Raw genomic sequence first — 18,479 nt, forward strand, 5'->3', positions numbered from 1 at the left:
AAAGAAAGTTATTGTTTTAGCTTATCAAAATAAATGTATATAAATAGGCTTAGAGATCAACTCATGTAAGAAGATTTTATAAACACAGTAAAGCCAACTTACTTAATATTTATAATAATATTTGATTGGTAATCATTAAATAAGAATAGTTGCTTAGTAATGGTTTTAATACAATCTCCATTATAATTTAAAACTTTGAGAATTAGATGTTTTGGAAAATCATCCAAATGGATAAAAGGAAAAAGGATAAGAACTTGATTTTTAATTAGAAAAAATCATCCTAAAATTTAATAATTTTTAATAGATTTGATATAAGAGTTTACCTTTATTTTCCAACTTGATCTAGAAAATAAAACTGAACTTTTTTCAACTCCTTTAATTGTATTAGGATTTCCGTGATATGGTGTTTTTACTCCGATATTACTAGTTATACCTAGTAGAAATTCAGGGTTTTCTAAAGGACAATTAGTTTTCTTGTAATTAAAAATAGTGACTCTATTATCTTTTATTTTTTTTTCTGAATACAGGTTGATAATTTTTTCAAGATTCAGGACTTTATCCGTAATGAAATCCAAATCGAATAAATCTTTTATAGCTTTTCTATTACAAATTGTAGTAATTTTAAAAACAGCAATATCTTCAATAGAAGCCATTCTAATAGTATTTATATTTTCAATTTCATTTAGAAGTGAATGTGATTGAATAACGTCTATCTTAATATCAAGGCCTTCTGTTTTAATTACTGTTCGTAAAAAAACAATATCATCATTATCTTCAGAAGAGATTTGAGTGAAAACCACTCTATCTTTAAAGTAGTTCTTAATTTCCGTTTCAATTAATTTAAACCCTTTAATACCTATCTTTTCTTGACAAAAAAGATCAATATCTTCACTTTCCCTATGGTTAAACCTTAGTGCTAAGTTTGTGCCTCCTGCAAGAAAAAAGAGTTGCAAAGAACTAAGGCTTTGCAACTCTTTTATAGTTTTTACTATTCGTTTATCAACCATATTAAGATGTTAATTTATTTTACTATAATTAGGTATATCATACAATTCTGCCATTAATTTATAAATCTCATTACTGATTAACTCATGTGTATTTTTTAAAACTTCTTGAATAATTTGCATATCAAACTGTGTCTTAATAATTTCGATATTATTAGACAGGACTTCAGCAGTAGTGAATGATAGAATACGAGAAATGATAAAAAAATAATCCCGTTTTAAATCTAAAAAATCAATATCTACATCCCAAAAAAACACTTTTGGTATTTCATTTAGATTAAGAGAAACAATGTTCATAATAGATAAATTTAAAAAGTGTTTAGGCAATAAATCTATAATTTTTATAAAAGTATATTCCCTCATTAGAGTTACAAAATTAATAATTATAATTCGATATAACAAACAAATATGACCGCTGGATGTATAATTTTAAAAATATAAACCAATAAGTGTCAATGACTTAATTTTGAAAATAAAGTTATAAATTAGTATTGTTTAGCAAAGAAAAAAAAGGACAAAGTTTTATTTTGATGCTTTCTAGAAAGGAGTTACAGCAGGATTATATCAAGTAGAGAAAGAAGAGAAAATAGAGAGAGAGATGGTATTTATGAACCATTCTTAATATACTTTTGGCTAAGAAGACCATATAAATGTTATTTGTGTTAGTAACATACAAAAATTACAAACACTAAATTATCTGTAGTTTATATTTTCTTAGTAAGTCCCTGAATTAGCAGGAGCTTATTTTTGCACAAGTAAGTCCATAAAACACGTTTAATTCCTACACCAGGTTTTTTTATGGCTTGTTTCCTTTGCTCAAATAGGTAGGTTAGGGAGGAATTATTAGGATAATAGATAGGGTTTTACTTGATTATATAGTGATTTTTTATTATAAAGATATTCAATACTAAAAAGCAATTTTTATATGTTTTTCTTATAGTGCTATCATTTATAACATTGATAAAGGCTGGTTTTTGCTGGGAAGTGGTGGTAAGTTTGCCCCAGTTAAAACAAGTAAAAACAACAAAACTATATATCATATGTTTAAAAAAACGATAGCCTTAGGACTTATATTAAGTGCGAGTTTAGTTTCAGCACAAACTCTTACAACTAACTTCGGAGCTCCAGTTGGGGATAACCAAAACTCCAAAACAATTGGTAGAAACGGACAAGTATTATTAGAGGATATTCATTTAATAGAAAAGCTTGCAGCTTTTGATAGAGAGAGAATTCCAGAAAGAGTAGTTCACGCTCGTGGAGCAGGTGCTTTTGGAGAGTTTGTAGCAGATGCAGATTTCTCAGAGGTTACTAAAGCAGATTTCTTATCTGAAAAAGGTAAAGCAACTCCAGTGATGGTTCGCTTCTCAACGGTAACTCACCAAGCAGGTTCTCCAGAGACTTATAGAGACCCAAGAGGATTTGCAGTGAAGTTTTATACAGAAGAAGGAAACTATGATTTAGTGGGTAACAACTTACCAGTGTTCTTTATCCGTGATGCTATCAAATTCCCTGATATGGTTCACGCTTTTAAACCATCTCCACTAACTAATGGAGCGTCTAATCCAAATAGAGTGTTTGACTTTTTCTCTAATGTTCCAGAGTCTACACATATGTTAACTTGGTTATTCTCCGATTACGGAATTCCAGCTAACTACAGACAAATGGAAGGAAACGGAGTTCACGCTTACAAATGGGTAAATGATAAAAATGAGGTGACTTACGTAAAATATAAGTGGGTACCACGTCAGGAGATTAAAAACTTAACTCAAAAGCAAGCAGATCAAATTCAAAGCCAAAATATTGAGCATGCTACTTTAGATTTATACAATGCAATTGCAAACAATGACTACCCAATTTGGGATTTATATGTGCAAATGCTTAAAAAAGAAGATTTTGCTTCTTTAGACTTTAATCCAGTGGATGTAACTAAAGTTTGGCCAGAGAGCGTAGCTAAAATGGTAAAAGTTGGAACAATGACTTTAAACCAAAACCCTACGAACTACTTCCAACAAGTGGAGCAAGCTGCTTTTGCACCTTCTAACTTAGTACCAGGAGTGGAGCCCTCAGAAGATAAATTATTACAAGGTCGTTTATTCTCTTATGCAGATACTCAACGTCATAGATTAACAGGGAACTTTCAACAAATCCCAGTTAATCAACCTAAAAACAAAGTAACTACATATAACCAAGATGGTTTTATGAGTATTAGAGAGCAAAGTGGAGATATCAACTACCAACCTTCTACTAATAATCCAAGTGTAAAGGAAGATGCTAAGTTTAAATATGCACCAGTTGTGTTTGAAGCTAATACACAAGCTGTACAACAAGTGATTGACAAGGAGAATAACTTCTACCAAGCTGGAGAGTTATACCGTTCTTTCTCTAAAAAAGATAAAGAGAACTTAATCCAAAACTTAAGTGGTGCTTTAAACAGTGTAGAAAACAAAGTTATTGTAGCTAAGATGATTGCACATTTTTACATGGCAGATCAAAACTATGGTAAAGCATTATTACAGGCAACTAAGATGAATCTTTCAGAAATAGAGCCTTACTTAAACAACTAATTAGAAAAAATATAATCTAGTAAAACCAACACGTAGAGATGAAAAAGATATTTTTAGTACTAAGCTGCCTATTATGTTTAACTCTTGTTCAAGCACAAGATGTTTTCCAACAAGCAAGAGGTGGTAACCCACAAGAATTAGAGCTTATCTTAAAGCAAGATCCAAGCTTGGTAAACCAAGTAAATCCACAAGGATTTAGTCCTTTAACTTTAGCGGTATATAACGATAATGTAGATGGGGCTGAGGTTTTGCTAAAGTATGGAGCAGAGATCAATATGCAAGATAATTCGGGTAATACTGCTTTAATGGGAGCTGTATTTAAAGGTAATCTCTCTATGGTAAAGTTTTTATTAGAACACTTCGCCCAAGTAGATATAGTAAATTATAACGGAGCTAGTGCACTTATCTTTGCAAGTACTTTTTCAAAAGCAGAAATTATAGAATTGCTATTGTCCTATAAAGCCGATAGGAGCATAGTAGATAAGTTCGGTAAGACTGCTTTAGATCATGCTATCTTGCAAGAAAACACTCAAGTTATAGAATTACTTTCTAACTAAAAGAATCTTTATAAGGTTTTTTTAAATTATAGTTGAAAGAGACTGTTTGCACTTTGTGTAGACAGTCTTTTTTTTGGTTTACTACCAAGCAATAAGGCTTTTTCCGTCTATAAGTAGCAATTTTATTATAGAAATTAGTTCTATGAACAAGAAAGGGACTTATCCTAGGCCAACACTAAGTTTAGTGGACTATACAGAGGATGTGAACCTACTAGCCGGGTCAGTTTTTTTTAAGAATTATTGTTAAAGTTTTTATAACAGAAAATAATATATTTGCTTACTTAGATGAATAATTCTATTTTCGTTGACAAATGATAAAGCAATTACACCATATTATTACTAATTTAAAGCGTTACCAATGGGTATATGCTGCAGTATTCTTGGTGTTGATTTCCTCCTGTTCTATCAAAGGTGGAATTAAAAATCTATTACACACAACTAGTGTGGAGACTTCTTTAGCTTCTGGGGTTAATTCTGGTAAATCAGGATATACTTTTGGTAATATTTCTATGGAGAATTGTAGTAAATACCAAGAGCTTGACGCTAAGATTGTAAAGAGTCAACAACTAGATTTACAGGACTTCTTACCTGTATTACTGTTTAGCGCCGCTTTATTTGGCATGCTATTTCTGTTTTATATTGCAAAAGAACAGAATCATCCAAAATACTCCGATACCCGTAAAAGAGGTTATCGCATCCCTTTATTCTTACAATACCAAAAAATCATTATTTACGCCTAGATGTTTGTTTTCACTAAGATACCCTTAGTGATTATAGAGACATTTTTGAATTAGATAATTATAGATTCTGTGTTGGAATCTACAGGAAATTACTATCGTAATATGATGAAATATATTTCGTTATCTACCCTTTGGTGGATAGCTATTACTATACCTCAAGGTGTGGTAGCTCAGCAAAGTACTTCTTTTGTATTAAGGGATTTGTGGACAGAGGTAGAGCAAAACTTCCCTGGATTACAATCCAAAACTGCTCAGGTAGAGTCAGTGGAATTAGACAAAAGAGCTACAAGGAGTAACCTATTACCTCAAATTAAATTACAAGGACAAAATAATTTTAGCACTTTAGAGCCTGCCATTGGAAGCTTTTTTGCTCAGCCAGGAACCTTCACCATTAATGGAAGCAAAACAGATAATGGTCAAAGCTCTACTACTTTTAGTACCTATGGATCTACCACTATGGAGTGGGAGGTATTTTCCTTTGGTAAAAATAGGGCAGATAATAAGTCTGCGGAGGCCTTATATCAAAAGGCAATCAGTGAGCAAGATACCTACATCTTAAGTGTTAAAAAGGAGCTCTCTCAAAGATATGTAATGTTCTTATATCAAAGGGCTAAGTTAGACTGGTCCAACAAAAATATGCAACGCCTAAAGGAAGTTACTAGCATTGCTTCTGGACTGTCTTTATCGGGTTTAAAACCTATAGCCGATAGTCTATTAGCTAGCTCTTCTTATATGCAAGCTAGAGCAGAGTACAATAAAAACCAAGGATTAGAACAAGGCTCTTTAATTAAAGTATTAGAGCTAACCAGACAAAGTGATTTACCTCATGTGGTAGATCTTCAGGTTTTTCTTAACCCTAGTTATTATCTAGCTCAAGATAAGGCTGAGGTAGATTTGAGTCATCCTATTTTAGAGGCCCTTGATAATCAGAAATCTTTTTATCAGTGGAGCGCAAAATCCCAGAGTAAAGGCTATTTACCTTCGGTAAATCTTTTAGCAGGTTATTCTGTGAGAGGATCAGGGGTAAACTCCAATGGAAATGTATCTGAAAAGTATAGCCAAGGATGGGAAAATACAGCTAATAACTACGCCTTTGGAATTGGCATTACTTGGAACTTAACCCAATTGCATACCAAGAAAATAACCTCTAGTGCACTGCAGAAAAAAGCAAAGAGTACAGATTTACTTTACAAGGAGTATTCTCAAGCTATGCAGGCAGATTTATTGGCTTTACAAGCTCAAAAGAGCCAGAGATACAAACAGCTTTTAGATACAAATAAAGCAGTGGAACAATCTACTAATGCCTATAATATGTATCTAGCTCGATATAAAAGCGGGCTTATTTCTTTAAGTGAGTTATTGCAAATCCGCTTAGTATTGGAACAAAGTGAAAATACCCACTTACAAGCTTCTATGGATTATTGGCTATTGCTTTGTAATGAAGCAGAGCTGAGCAATGATTTCTCCTATCTATTTTCTAATCTTTAATCTAAGCTAAATGAATCTTATAAAATTCGCTTTGAGAAGACCAATAACCATTATGGTCTTGGTTCTTTCCATTGTTTTTTACTCCTACCATAGTGTAAAGAATATCAATGTGGATATATTCCCAGAGGTAGAGCTTCCGGCCATTTATATCGCCATGCCATATGGGGGATTATCCCCTGCGTATATGGATGGTTTTATGGCAAATGAATTCCAAAAAGTACTCTTATTTGTAAATGGAGTTCAGGGTCTTGACTTTAAAAGTGTACAAGGATTAACTCTTATGAAGTTAACCTTTTATTCAGGAACTAATATGGCCCAGGCCGCTGGGGAAGTGTCTACTTTTACCAATCGCGCAATGGGATTCTTACCCCAGGGAGCTGTGCCGCCAATGGTGGTTCGCTTTGATGGTAGCTCACTGCCTATTGGGCAATTAGTCTTTGAGAGTGATCAAAGATCGGTAAACGATATTAAAACCCTAGTGCTTACCAAAGTAAGGCCAATGTTTGCTGAGATACCTGGTATTACTGCTCCTGCGCCTTTTGGTGGGAATAACCGTTCTATTGTGGTAAACATTGACCCTGTAGCCCTTCAGGCTAATGGACTCTCTAGTGAAGAGGTAACTATTGCAATTACTAAAAATAGTTTGCCCTCTGCAGCTGGAAATATTAGAATTGGAAATCAAAATTTAATGACTCCTTTAAACTCTATAGCTAAAGGACCAGAGGAATTTTTAAACACTCCAATTACAACTAAGGATAAGCGCACCATTTACATCAAAGATGTAGCAAGTGTAAAGGATGATGGGGATAATACTACCGGTTATGCCCTAGTTAATGGTAAAAGATCTGTCTACCTGCCTATCATTAAAAAGGCGGATGCTTCTACTTTAGATGCAGTAGAAAACTTAAGGAATTCTATCTCAAGGATAAAAGAACAATTGCCAGAGGATGTTCAAATTAGTTATGAGTTTGATCAATCCACTTATATTGAGAGATCGCTAACTAATCTTATCCACGAAGGACTTCTAGGAGCCATATTTACAGGACTTGTGATTCTACTTTTCTTAGGAGATACAAGAGGAGCGATTATAGTGGTTTTTACTATTCCTATTGCCATTTTATCTGCTGTAAGTGTTTTATACTTACTAGGACAAACCATTAATATTATGACCCTTAGTGGACTTGCTTTATCCATTGGTATTTTGGTAGATGAGGCCACGGTAACCATTGAGAATATCCACCAGCATATGGACTTAGGAAAGCCAAAACCCTTGGCTATTATAGATGCTTTGTATGAAATATCCATAGCTAAGATGCTTATTTTACTATGTATTTTGGCTGTTCTAACTCCGGCATTTATCATGAGTGGTATATCCAAAGATATGTTTATGCCATTATCCATGGCTGTTGCCTTTGCCATGATTGCCTCTTTTATTGCTTCTCAGACTTTTGTACCTATACTGGCCAATTGGATGATGAAAACAAAAAAGACAAATGTAGCCAATACTAGAAGAAAAAAGGCCTTTTTTGAAAAATTCCGTGTGAACTATTCCTTTAAAATGCGTAAATGGTCTACTAAGGCCTTGCCTTTATTTATAGGTTATGTAGTAGTGTGTGTGGCTTTAGTAGTTGCCCTTTTAAATGTGGTGGGAACCGATGTTATGCCAGTTTCTAATAATGGCGCATTCCAACTACGTATTGCTGCTAGTGATGGAAGTAGGTTAGAGGTGAGTGAGGAGTTAGTCAATAATATTACCCAAGATATAAAGGATATTACCCCAAATGGAGCGGTTAATCTTACTTCTGCATATGTTGGGATGCAACCTCCAGGGTCGCCTATTAACCCAATATTCTTATTTACCAGCGCATCACATGAATCGGTTCTACAAGTATCCATTGATCAAAATCTATATAAAGGTTCTATGGAGGATTTAAAAGAGAATATTCGCCAGCATATAGCCCAGAAATATCCCGATATAGCCTTTAATTTTGAGCCAATGGAGCTTACTGAAAAGATTATGGGCCAAGGTGCTATGACGCCAATTGAAGTAAAAGTAGGAGCAAACCAGGTTAAAAATGCCTTTGATTTTGCCAGTAAAATTGAAGAGAATTTAAAGAAGGTTTCCTATTTAAGAGATGTTCGTATAGTGGAGTCTATTTCTTATCCAACCCTGGAGATAAATGTAGACAGGCAGCTTGCAGGAGAATTTGATTTAACTATGGCTGATATTCACAAGAGTTTAGTAACAGCAACTTCTTCAACGCAGTTTAGTGATAAGAACTTATGGCTTGACCCTAGAAGCGGACTTGTATTCCAGAGCCAAGTGCAGATTCCTCAGGGAATTATGCAGTCGGAATCTCAGTTAAGAGCTCTACCTATAAAAAAAGGAAGTCTACGTCCGGTGTTGGAAGATGTAGCAACCATTAAGCATACTACAAGTCCAGGACAAATTAACCGTAAAGGGCCAAATAGATATGTAACTGTTATTGCTAATGTGTATAATAAGGATTTAGGATCAGCTTCTAAGGCAGTTAATAAGGCCATTAAAGATGCAGGAGAACCTCCTGTTGGTGCTACAATTTGGACCGAAGGTATGCTTAAATTACTTGAGGAGACTTTGGGAAATTTAGTAAGCGGTTTAGGTGTGGCAGTAATTGCTATATTTTTAATGCTATCGGCCTATTACCAGTCCTTTAAAGTACCATTAGTTATTTTGTCGGTTTTACCTGGGGTAATTGCAGGAAGTATGATTATGCTTTTTCTAACGGGTAGTACCCTTAATTTACAGTCCTATATGGGGATTATTATGTCTTTGGGAGTATCGGTTTCCAATGCGGTGTTACTGGTAAATCAAGCAGAGTATTACAGAAAGGATATGTGTCTAAAACCTGCTAATGCGGCGCGCCTTGCTGCCTCTTCCCGTTTAAGGCCTGTTTTAATGACTGCCGCAGCAATGTTTGCAGGTATGTTACCAATGGCTTTAGGTCTTGGGGATGGTGCAGAACAAGTTGCTCCACTAGCTAGAGCAGTAATCGGTGGACTTATTGCTTCCACAGTAACTATTTTATTATTAGTGCCTCATTTCTTCTCTTCTACTATGAATAGAACTTCTATAAAGAGCCCTTCATTAGATCCTTATGACCCGAAGAGTGTTTTTTATAAAGAGACGACAGACAACCATTGTTAATTTTAAAAGTTTATTTACTATGTATCCATATATATTTAAAAATATAAAACCATTACTAAGAGGCTTAGTATTACCATTTATTGCTATTGGCTTATCGAGCTGTTCTGAAAACACTTCCAAAAAAGAGGTAGAACAAGTGCAGCAAACAACAACCATTACTTACCCAACAGAAGAAATTCAGCTGATTAATCCAGTGTTTCAGATTTCATTACCAGGGGAATTAGAACCTTATGAAAAAGTGGAGATTTACGCTAAGGTTGGTGGGTTTGTGGATCGAATTTTAGTACAAACAGGAGACTATGTGAAAAAGGGGCAGCTTTTAGCTGTTTTAAAAGCCCCTGAGATGCAGCATCAGGTTTTAGCCGATCAGTCTAAAGTTGACAAGGCATTTAGTGATTATACTTATGCTAAACAAACCTATGAGAGACTGCAAGAGGCATCTTTAACTACCGGAGCTGTAGCTAGTATTGAATTAGATAGAGCTAAAGGAGCAGTGGATAGTAGTTTAGCTACTTACAACGCTCTTAAAGCAACTGCTACACAAAGTAATGAGCTGCGTGAGTATTTGAGAATTACCGCGCCTTTTGATGGGATAATTACCTCTAGAGAGGTTTCTGTGGGAGCCCTTACTAATGCTTCAGGTAATACTGCTTTATTTAAAATGGCACAAGATGATAAACTGCGTTTAGTGGTTTATTTGCCACAAAAATATTCTTCTGCATTAAAAATAGGAGCTAAAGCTAGCTTTACAGTAAGTTCTGTGCCCAATAAAGTATTTGAAGCGATAGTGTCTAGGACCTCAGGAGTGTTGAATCAAAAGGATAGATCACTCTATGTAGAAATAGACATTGACAATGTAAATAACGTTTTACATGGGGGAGATTACGCTCAGGTTAAGTTAAATTTACAAAGGGATAATCCTACTTATTGGGTAGCTACTCCAAGTATATTACACACTCAAATGGGGAGTTTCGTTTATGTAATCAATGAAGATCAAATCAAGAAAGTTAGTGTGGAGTTAGGACAAACCATGGATGCCACTACAGAAGTTTTTGCCGAATTTGATCCTTTGGACAAGGTTATTATAAAGCCAACCGAACAAATAAAACCAGGTAAGATTTCTCTTTAGATTTGTATGCTTTATCCCGATTTAAAGTTGTAACTAAGTAGATATAAGTATCCTTATAGCATTACTTAATTGGTTTTTAAAGTAAACCCCTTTTCATTTAGTGTTAAGGGGTTTTTTAGATATATTATCTGTGGTACCTAATAATAATAAACTTGAAGTAGCGATAATAAACCTATTAGGTTTATTATGCTTTCGTAGGTTTATTGTTTTGATAATCAGATGTTTTATGTTTTTTTACACTAGTGCAATTTTGATTTCTGATGTTTCTGATAAAAGTATTATCTAGTATAGTACTATATAGTTTTAAAATTATGATTATTAGTAATATATGATCTATAAATTTAATATAGCAAAGCTATCCAAGTGAAATATATGTTATTGAACAATAGATTTACGAGTAAATCTGAATGGAGTCTTTTAACGTGAGTATTTTCAGCCTTGCACAGATCATTTATTTATAATGCTAAGGATACTTTTATATTACTTCAATTGGTTTATTTGTCTGTTTATACTTTTTATATAATCAACTTTTAATTCTTCCGATAGAAAGGATTCTCTAATTAGTTTTTCTGCTTTAGGTAGCCATTTTGAGATTCGATTGAAAACAGCGCTCATTTGCTTTTTGTTAAGTTGTAATAAGGAGGCAAATTGCTCGAAATATTTTCGATTGTGATTTTTCTTTTTCCCACCTAGTAATAAAGCAATTTCTTCATCGTCTTTTGGTAGAATTATTTTTACATTTAATAAATCATATGCAGGAGCCAAAACCCACCCAGCATCCGAATGTATCATTGAAAAGTTTTTTAGATGCATATCATTGTTTCCAATAATAAAATTAAACACTGCTAACTCAAAAAAACGAAACTTGTCTAATAAAGTATGCGTGGATAATTCACCAATAGTATTTCCTAATTGTTCCATGGTACCTAGATATTTACTTTCTAGTTCTAAAATCTGCAAAAAATCAATCATATGAATTTTTGTGTTTTGAGGTGTTCGATCAATACGTTTTGTTAGATAACACAATTCACCAGATGCTAAACGTATTAATGATGAAGAGACAACGGATATTTTAAAAAATTCAGCTAATCGCATCGATAAATGCTCATTTTCGGACATTTGCTTGAATTGTTCGTTTTGTGGTTTTAGTATATAGAAACCTTCCAAGGCGTCTAAAATAGTCATCCTACCGGAAGTTCCATCTTGCAGAGCATCATTAATTACACCCATGGATAATTTTGGTTGAACTCCAGGTACAGTTACTGAGCGCTCTACTACTTCTTTTGCAAGAGAGACCATATCGCTCATTTTATAGGGTAGTACAGGAGCTATTTTTGAATCAAAGAATTTCTGAGCGCATTTTTCATGATATTCTTGTGTTGCATCTGCTTGCAACCCTTGATAACAATACAAACATTTATTCATTTTATTCTAATTTAGAGGATGAACACTTACTGCACCAATACAATTTTGACAACAAGTTAAAAGCAACCCCATGCGGTCATTTTGATTGATTTTCCAACTATCTGTAGCAATATTTAATAGCCATCCTTCAGGAATTAATCCATCGAAAAAAGCAAATAAATGTTTACTATGATAACTGTGCTTACTAACTGGCATTTGAAATGTAATAAAACGTTCTGGGAAATTTTCTATATATTCAGGTAAATATTCAAAAATATAGGTTCCTTGATCCGTTTCAGTTAAGACTCCCGCATCAACAGTATCGTATTTAATCAAAGCTTGTCGCATAATTCCTTAATATTTATAGGTCCTAAGGTATGCCCAAACATCAATAATACTTGATTAACTTTAGACATACTTAAGTTGTCTTTTCCTTGTTCTATCTTGCGAATTACAGTTAAAGCTACTCCAGCTCGTTCCGCAAATTCTTCTTGAGTAAATCCTGCTTTTTTACGTTGTTCCTTCACAAAATTTGCCAGTGATTGTTTCATAATTATATGCAATTACATTGATATTGGTCTTTGTTTTAAATTTATATGCAAATAAATATAAATAAGTTAATAATTTTTAGGCAGGTTTTATGTTGCTATTGATGTGTATTAACAGATTTGTGGAAAATGATTTCTCTATAGTCTATGGCTTTATTTCTACATAGCACATTGCTTATATCCGATGTTTTATTTATTGTGTACATATCCGAGCTGATTAGTAAGCATTTTGATCTTTCCAATATTAAAATCAGTTATATTACTATGGTGGTGTCCGTAAATCCAATAATCAATAGAATTATCTATTATTAGGTTATCTAAATCCACTGCAAAAGCTTGGTTTATTTTACTATCTCTGTATTTTTTAGGATAGTTTTGAAACGTAGGAGCATGATGCGTTACTACGATGGATGTTTTAGCGTTAGACTCTTTAAGGGACTCTTTTAAAAACGCTATATTATCTTTGTGAAGTAAATTATAGTCATCGGTTTTAAATAAACGATTATCATTTTTAATTACTTTGAAATCAAAAAGCGAGTGTTGTATCAGAAACTGTCTTTCCGGGGAGATTTCTGTTTATAAAGTAGAAAAGATTAAGCGAATCTGATCTATTTCTTTTATGGTTTTATTGAGTAAGAACACATTCTCTCTTATTTTTTCTTCAAAGCTTCCTGTCCTATTATTAATATCACTATAATAGAATTCATGATTTTCAGCAATCCAAAATGTATATTTAAAATGTTTGGAAACATAGTCGAAAAAATCTTGGTGTTGGTCTATTACAGCAAAAGGAACAATATCCCCAGCTAAAATTTTAATTTAAGCTTTTGGTTGTATTGCATTTTCAACTATATATTTTTTGTTCTCTGAGAACTCCAGATGTAAATCAGAGCAGTATTGTATTTTCATGATGTAGTTGATTATCTTTTTTTAGCCATATTTGCCCCTAAAAAAAGCAATTTATGCATAGTGTGTTTATTAAGGAAAGATAAAAATAAATTCACAAGAAAAATATAATATATTAGTAATTAGTCTTCTAGTTCCATTTGAACACGTTAATCTAGATCCTGGTTACAAGTTAAAAATAAAGAGAGAGAATCGACTTTATTTTTAGGTAGATAGTGACTTCTCCACTTATCTAAAATACGGTAGTATTTTTTATATTTGGAAAAGGAATTATCCTCTATATTTATTAAAGGTACTGCTTTTGTTATTTTCTTTGACTAATTTTTTTTTGTTTTAATCTTATTTGATATTACGCTAGTTTTGGAAGTTAAACTGCTTAAAATCAACTTTTTTTTTATTTGATCGTTATTTGATAAAGTAAAAAATAAGGCTCTGAAAAAACTCCATTTGGACAATATTTTTAAGCAAGTAAACGATCGGTGAAGGAAAGTATATATGATCAATAGCGTCCTAAATTTTTAGGACGCTATTGCTTTAATAACTACTAGTTTTCATTCGTAAGGTATTTTCACCAATGTTATAAGCATAAACAGATGCAGGAACAAATGTAAAGAGTAAATCATTGATTTCTTTAGTCCCAAGCTTATCAATGGATGTAACAAGTGAGCTTTTGAAATCGTTGGAATTGCAGAATTGAATAAGACTAGCTAATTCCTGAGGCTTTTCAAAATATCGATTACTCCATTTAATTTCAACACCCCAAAGTGGTTTAAACCTTTTATCATCCACTAATACTAAATCTACCTCACCTTGAGTTCTTCCATCTTTCCATCTAGCATAAGTTAAATCCAAATTCTCTCTGTGCATCCATTGGGATAAGATTGCTGTTTCTACCATATTACCCATTTCGCTATCTGTTGCTTTTACTGGTGAAAACAAGGCAGTTCTAAGCGATGGGTTAGTTAAATATACTTTAAAACTAGTAACCCTCTTCAATCTTTTAGCATTTATATCTACTTTATTTAGTACTTTAATTAGAAAGGCTGCCTCTAGATATTCAAGATATTTTTTTAAGATGTCTTTTTGAATACCACTGTCTTTTGCCATAGCTTCATAAGAGAATTCGTTTCCTGTATTATAAGCAATATAGGTGAAAAAGCGATTGAGCTCTTGTACATCTTTTATGCCATACAAACTAGGTAAGTCCCTTAATAATACTTTGTCTACGATATCACTTTTGACATATCTACCCATATCTTTTTGGATCTTTTCTGAAAGTACAACCTCAGGGTAGCCACCAAAATTTAAATATTGTAAAAACTCATCATTTAATTCATCTATATTCAAGGGTAAGCAATAGGGGATTTGAATTTCTCCATAGGTAATGTTACCTTGTGTAATTAAATGGTCTCTGTTTTTAAGGTGGATAAATTCTTGAAAGGTTAAAGGAGGGAGCATAAAATCTGTAAATCTTCCTGCACCACTTTCTGTACTATGCCATTTTAAAGCGGCTGCGGCTGAACCTGACACGATAAATTTGGTATTAGGGTAGGTATCAACCAAAACCTTTAAATGACGTTCCCAGTCCTTTAGATATTGTATCTCATCAAAAAAAACAAAGCAATTTTCAAGATTTTCCGCTTTTACAGATTCTTTGCATAAGTCCAGAATTTCTTGTAAACTTAGATTAACATAAATAGGGTTATCAATTCCAACAAAAAAGATACGTTGTGGATTAATATTCTCTTTGATTAATTGATCAATGGTATGGAACATCATTACAGTTTTACCTACACGTCTAGGTCCCATCAAGACGACAGCCCTTCGGATATCCGTTTCTTTTACAAAAGGGTAAAATAAATCAAAATATAAACGTTTCGACATTTCTTTGTAGATAGTAGGAATTTGGTTGGTTAACCACCAAGGATTTTCATACTGTAAACGTTCAATAATTTTTTCTGTAGGAATAAGCCTATTTTCTCTCATAAAAAACATTATTTGTACAAATATAGTGAAAATAAGGGTATTTTTAAATGCTTATTTTTACATATTTGTATCATTTAAGCTTTTTTTTCTCTTTTTATCCCTCTAAATAAGATTAAGGATTTAAAGTCTTTTGCTTTTAATCCGTATTTAATTAATCGATAATCAATATACCTTAAATCAACACTACGCTTGTCAAACATCAAAACTACCTTTGTTTGACGTCAACATTTTTGATGATATGTTGATGTTTGAATTCAAAGGTGTTGGAGCTAAGCATCAATTTTTTTTACTTTTTGTTGATGTAATTCAGCAATAATGTTGTGTATTAGCATCAACTAATCAAGTAAAATAGTGATGAACAACATTAATTATGGGTAGTAAATAAAGGAATTCCATTAGTATAAAAGAGTTTGAAATGAATCGAGAAAATCCTTTTTTAAAGGAAGCAGTAGAGCAATTTCCAAAATGCTTTCGAGAGATAAAGAAACACTCTTGAAAATATACTTTGTACAAATAATTATTTTTTCGCATCCTCAATAGAGCAGGGGATCTTTGATGACAATGATTTTAAAAGATTATTTTTTGAATATGTACTCGATACAAATAAAGCTATTGCTTGGGTAAATGGCAAAGGAATTATTAGGACTCATGCAATGATAAACGATCGAAGAACAAGGATTAAAATAGACAGGATATTAAACCAAACATTATCTACATATAATTAATGATATCTTTTTTTATTACCTACATCAATACTATTAATTTTTTTTATGAAAAAAACCCATAGAAAAGGAAATAGAAACATTAATATGGTATTTAAAAAAGAGATTCTCTGTTTTGAATTAGCAATTTGATATCCTAATGTCAAATTGCTAATTAGTCAAAATAAAGCCATAGTTATTGCAAAATATTTCATATCCATTATAATTAATTAAAAATTAAACATAATTTAAAGCTAAATTTAATACGAAAATTTTTATAAAAAAACGATAAATCCCTCTTCCGAATTTATGAAGTGGGTAAGTTCCTATTTTGTTTCTTTATCTCTCGAAAGCATTTTGGAAAAGCTTGCAAAAAACGCTTGTTTTTGAGGTATAATAAGAAATTAAGAAGTAAAACGAGTAAAGATTATTTTTTATATGTGTTTTTAGAAAAAATAGTAGCCCCATATGCAATAAGTGATTGATGTAAAACAAAGTTCGATATATTGTAAAGTTTAAAAGTGGCTATTTCAAGGGATAGTTCACAAGGGGTCAAAGCGGTAATTTTACTTTTATATTTTGAAAGGTCTCTCTTTTGTAATTTACCCTATCTATAGGGGGAGCAATAAGAGGACTATGCAAAACTAAATGTGCAGATTATGAAACTATTACAGCTATTACTCTTAGGTATACTTTCTTTTAGTTGTCAAAAGCAAGGGGCTAGTGAGATTGACCTTAAGTTTGAAAACGGAAGCATAGACTGGGTACCCTTTTTAAAAAAGGATGGTAGTTATATTTATGTAGATAAAGAAGGTAATCACAAGATAGACAAATCCTTTGTGTTTGCGCAGCCATTTCTATCCTCGGGACATGCCTTAGTACTCGATGATATAGGCAATCAAGGTGTTATAGATTCACTAGGTAATTTAGTAGATCCTTTTAGTGAGCATAGTAAATATTTATGGCAAGTTAGTGGGGTCACTCTACTATTTAAGTATAGAGAGTTTGAAAAGAAGCTTCCTTTCTATAAGTGGGATTTTAATATTCTGTCCTCTTCCATTAAAAAGACTGCTACTTATATGCAGGTAAATTTAGAGGTGATAGAAACAGGACAAGTATTAGTAGATACTTCTTATGATTACTTCAACTCTTCTAGTAGTCCTGTAGATATAGAAGTGATAGATAAAAAAGATATCCTGGTCGATGGTAGTTTATATACTTTTAAAAATGGGCGTTTTTCAAAAGTGAAAAAGAGCATAGAGAGGGCTTTATCTAATGATAAATACATTGTATCTAAAGGTAAAGAATTTGCCTTCTACGATGCCTCTCAAGACAAAGAAGTGATAACCAATTTAGTACCACAAGAGACTATTAGCTTTGAATATAAAGGGAATACCATTGTACTGGATTCTTTGCACAAAGAGAGATTTGCAAGTTTGCCTAAAGTCCTGCAGGATACAAAAACAAAACAAACCTATCTCTATCCTAAATATGATAAGCCTTTACCTCAAACTATACAAAGCGCAACAAAAGAGCAATTGGACTTCTTAACCAAAAGCCAGCTCGTACTTTCTATTTTCGATACTCCTTATTTTTTAGTTGGGCGTTTTAATTACCACCACGATATATGGGCATATGATTTTATATATCTAGATCAAAAGGGAAAGCTATTAAATAGTATTGAGCCTAATTCCTTTTATGTAGTAGATCAGATAGGAAGACTTATTTGGCCAACCAAGTTTGATTTATTGAGTAGTCAAGAATTGGAGGAACCTAGTTCTATTGGTACAATATATAGAGTAGGTGAGGGTAGTCCCTTGTATATAGTCAGTAAGAAAGAACAAGATCAGGAGTTTTTAAGAGGAATCTGGAATACAAAGACCAAAACCTGGGAGGTTTTGCCTTTATACTGGGAGATTGAAAGTTTGGATAGTGAAAAAGGAGTATTTGGTTTACAAAAAGGCAAAGATGATCCCTTTTTTCTATATGATAGTTCAAGTAGATATATAGAGCAAAACAGTGGGTATAGTAGAATGCAGTCCAGTGGTCTTGTAGTACCAACTCAGCCGATACAAAAAGCTTACTATATGGATTTTATCAATAAGATTAGCTATAAAGAGTAAAGAAAGAATTTGTTTTCTATCCCTTCAACTACCATTTTAATTTATTTACAATGGTAGTTTTTCGCTTTCTTTGAACATTGACAATAGATAAAAACAACTCTAAGTGTTTTACTTTATGATAGTTTTGTTTTGAGTATTTGGA

General features: G+C 32.7%; 14 protein-coding genes. 7 read left to right on the forward strand and 7 right to left on the reverse strand.

Annotated features, from left to right (window positions below; translation table 11 throughout):
- Positions 1–287: 287 nt before the first annotated feature.
- Both ACYSNX_RS00970 and ACYSNX_RS00975 read right to left on the reverse strand, forming a co-directional pair.
- A complete protein-coding gene (locus tag ACYSNX_RS00970; protein WP_461752821.1) occupies positions 288–1,007 on the reverse strand; it encodes a nucleotidyl transferase AbiEii/AbiGii toxin family protein in 720 nt (239 codons plus the stop codon).
- Between the two features lie 9 nt (positions 1,008–1,016).
- Complete coding sequence (locus ACYSNX_RS00975) at positions 1,017–1,301, reverse strand: DUF6922 domain-containing protein (RefSeq protein WP_461752822.1); 285 nt, start codon at positions 1,299–1,301, stop codon at positions 1,017–1,019.
- A gap of 743 nt (positions 1,302–2,044) precedes the next feature.
- On the opposite strand from ACYSNX_RS00975, the gene ACYSNX_RS00980 reads away from it, so the two are divergent.
- The 6 genes from ACYSNX_RS00980 to ACYSNX_RS01005 all read left to right on the forward strand — a co-directional run bounded on the left by ACYSNX_RS00980 (position 2,045) and on the right by ACYSNX_RS01005 (position 10,669).
- The gene (locus ACYSNX_RS00980; RefSeq protein ID WP_461752823.1) at positions 2,045–3,568 is read left to right on the forward strand and encodes a catalase; all 1,524 of its coding nucleotides are present in this window, start codon (positions 2,045–2,047) and stop codon (positions 3,566–3,568) included.
- 38 nt (positions 3,569–3,606) lie between these two features.
- Positions 3,607–4,125 carry an ankyrin repeat domain-containing protein gene (locus ACYSNX_RS00985; protein ID WP_461752824.1) on the forward strand — a complete coding sequence of 173 codons (519 nt, stop codon included), beginning with the start codon at positions 3,607–3,609 and terminating at the stop codon, positions 4,123–4,125.
- A 311-nt stretch (positions 4,126–4,436) separates the two neighbouring features.
- The gene (locus ACYSNX_RS00990; RefSeq protein ID WP_461752825.1) at positions 4,437–4,865 is read left to right on the forward strand and encodes a hypothetical protein; all 429 of its coding nucleotides are present in this window, start codon (positions 4,437–4,439) and stop codon (positions 4,863–4,865) included.
- A 102-nt stretch (positions 4,866–4,967) separates the two neighbouring features.
- Positions 4,968–6,353 carry a TolC family protein gene (locus ACYSNX_RS00995; RefSeq protein WP_461752826.1) on the forward strand — a complete coding sequence of 462 codons (1,386 nt, stop codon included), beginning with the start codon at positions 4,968–4,970 and terminating at the stop codon, positions 6,351–6,353.
- Positions 6,354–6,363: 10 nt separating this feature from the next.
- Positions 6,364–9,540 carry an efflux RND transporter permease subunit gene (locus tag ACYSNX_RS01000; protein WP_461752827.1) on the forward strand — a complete coding sequence of 1,059 codons (3,177 nt, stop codon included), beginning with the start codon at positions 6,364–6,366 and terminating at the stop codon, positions 9,538–9,540.
- A gap of 19 nt (positions 9,541–9,559) precedes the next feature.
- On the forward strand, positions 9,560–10,669 hold the full coding sequence (locus tag ACYSNX_RS01005; RefSeq protein ID WP_461752828.1) for an efflux RND transporter periplasmic adaptor subunit: 1,110 nt from the start codon (positions 9,560–9,562) through the stop codon (positions 10,667–10,669).
- A gap of 480 nt (positions 10,670–11,149) precedes the next feature.
- Here the strand turns inward: ACYSNX_RS01005 and ACYSNX_RS01010 are convergent, their stop codons facing one another.
- The 5 genes from ACYSNX_RS01010 to ACYSNX_RS01030 all read right to left on the reverse strand — a co-directional run bounded on the left by ACYSNX_RS01010 (position 11,150) and on the right by ACYSNX_RS01030 (position 15,513).
- Complete coding sequence (locus ACYSNX_RS01010; RefSeq protein WP_461752829.1) at positions 11,150–12,094, reverse strand: HipA domain-containing protein; 945 nt, start codon at positions 12,092–12,094, stop codon at positions 11,150–11,152.
- A gap of 6 nt (positions 12,095–12,100) precedes the next feature.
- Positions 12,101–12,421: a HipA N-terminal domain-containing protein gene (locus ACYSNX_RS01015; RefSeq protein WP_461752830.1), complete on the reverse strand. Its 321-nt coding sequence runs from the start codon at positions 12,419–12,421 to the stop codon at positions 12,101–12,103.
- A complete protein-coding gene (locus tag ACYSNX_RS01020; RefSeq protein WP_461752831.1) occupies positions 12,406–12,624 on the reverse strand; it encodes a helix-turn-helix domain-containing protein in 219 nt (72 codons plus the stop codon). The genes ACYSNX_RS01015 and ACYSNX_RS01020 overlap by 16 nt, the downstream gene beginning before the upstream one ends.
- Positions 12,625–12,810: 186 nt before the next feature.
- Entirely contained in the window at positions 12,811–13,191 is a 381-nt protein-coding gene (locus ACYSNX_RS01025; protein ID WP_461752880.1) for a metallophosphoesterase, read from the reverse strand.
- An 870-nt stretch (positions 13,192–14,061) separates the two neighbouring features.
- A complete protein-coding gene (locus ACYSNX_RS01030; protein ID WP_461752832.1) occupies positions 14,062–15,513 on the reverse strand; it encodes an ATP-binding protein in 1,452 nt (483 codons plus the stop codon).
- A gap of 1,360 nt (positions 15,514–16,873) precedes the next feature.
- Between ACYSNX_RS01030 and ACYSNX_RS01035 the strand changes: the two genes are divergently transcribed.
- Positions 16,874–18,337, forward strand: coding sequence for a hypothetical protein (locus ACYSNX_RS01035; RefSeq protein ID WP_461752833.1), 1,464 nt, complete (start codon positions 16,874–16,876; stop codon positions 18,335–18,337).
- The last annotated feature ends 142 nt before the right edge of the window (positions 18,338–18,479 follow it).

It is taken from the genome of Myroides sp. LJL115 (genome assembly GCF_054871665.1).

Coding starts and splice junctions, on each gene's coding strand:
- ACYSNX_RS01010 (WP_461752829.1), bottom strand. CDS start 12,094: ATGAATAAATGTTTGTATTGTTATCAAGGGTTGCAAGCAGATGCAACA.
- ACYSNX_RS01020 (WP_461752831.1), bottom strand. CDS start 12,624: ATGAAACAATCACTGGCAAATTTTGTGAAGGAACAACGTAAAAAAGCA.
- ACYSNX_RS00980 (WP_461752823.1), top strand. CDS start 2,045: ATGTTTAAAAAAACGATAGCCTTAGGACTTATATTAAGTGCGAGTTTA.
- ACYSNX_RS00975 (WP_461752822.1), bottom strand. CDS start 1,301: ATGAACATTGTTTCTCTTAATCTAAATGAAATACCAAAAGTGTTTTTT.
- ACYSNX_RS01030 (WP_461752832.1), bottom strand. CDS start 15,513: ATGAGAGAAAATAGGCTTATTCCTACAGAAAAAATTATTGAACGTTTA.
- ACYSNX_RS00985 (WP_461752824.1), top strand. CDS start 3,607: ATGAAAAAGATATTTTTAGTACTAAGCTGCCTATTATGTTTAACTCTT.
- ACYSNX_RS01000 (WP_461752827.1), top strand. CDS start 6,364: ATGAATCTTATAAAATTCGCTTTGAGAAGACCAATAACCATTATGGTC.
- ACYSNX_RS00990 (WP_461752825.1), top strand. CDS start 4,437: ATGATAAAGCAATTACACCATATTATTACTAATTTAAAGCGTTACCAA.
- ACYSNX_RS01005 (WP_461752828.1), top strand. CDS start 9,560: ATGTATCCATATATATTTAAAAATATAAAACCATTACTAAGAGGCTTA.
- ACYSNX_RS01035 (WP_461752833.1), top strand. CDS start 16,874: ATGAAACTATTACAGCTATTACTCTTAGGTATACTTTCTTTTAGTTGT.
- ACYSNX_RS00970 (WP_461752821.1), bottom strand. CDS start 1,007: ATGGTTGATAAACGAATAGTAAAAACTATAAAAGAGTTGCAAAGCCTT.
- ACYSNX_RS01015 (WP_461752830.1), bottom strand. CDS start 12,421: ATGCGACAAGCTTTGATTAAATACGATACTGTTGATGCGGGAGTCTTA.
- ACYSNX_RS00995 (WP_461752826.1), top strand. CDS start 4,968: ATGATGAAATATATTTCGTTATCTACCCTTTGGTGGATAGCTATTACT.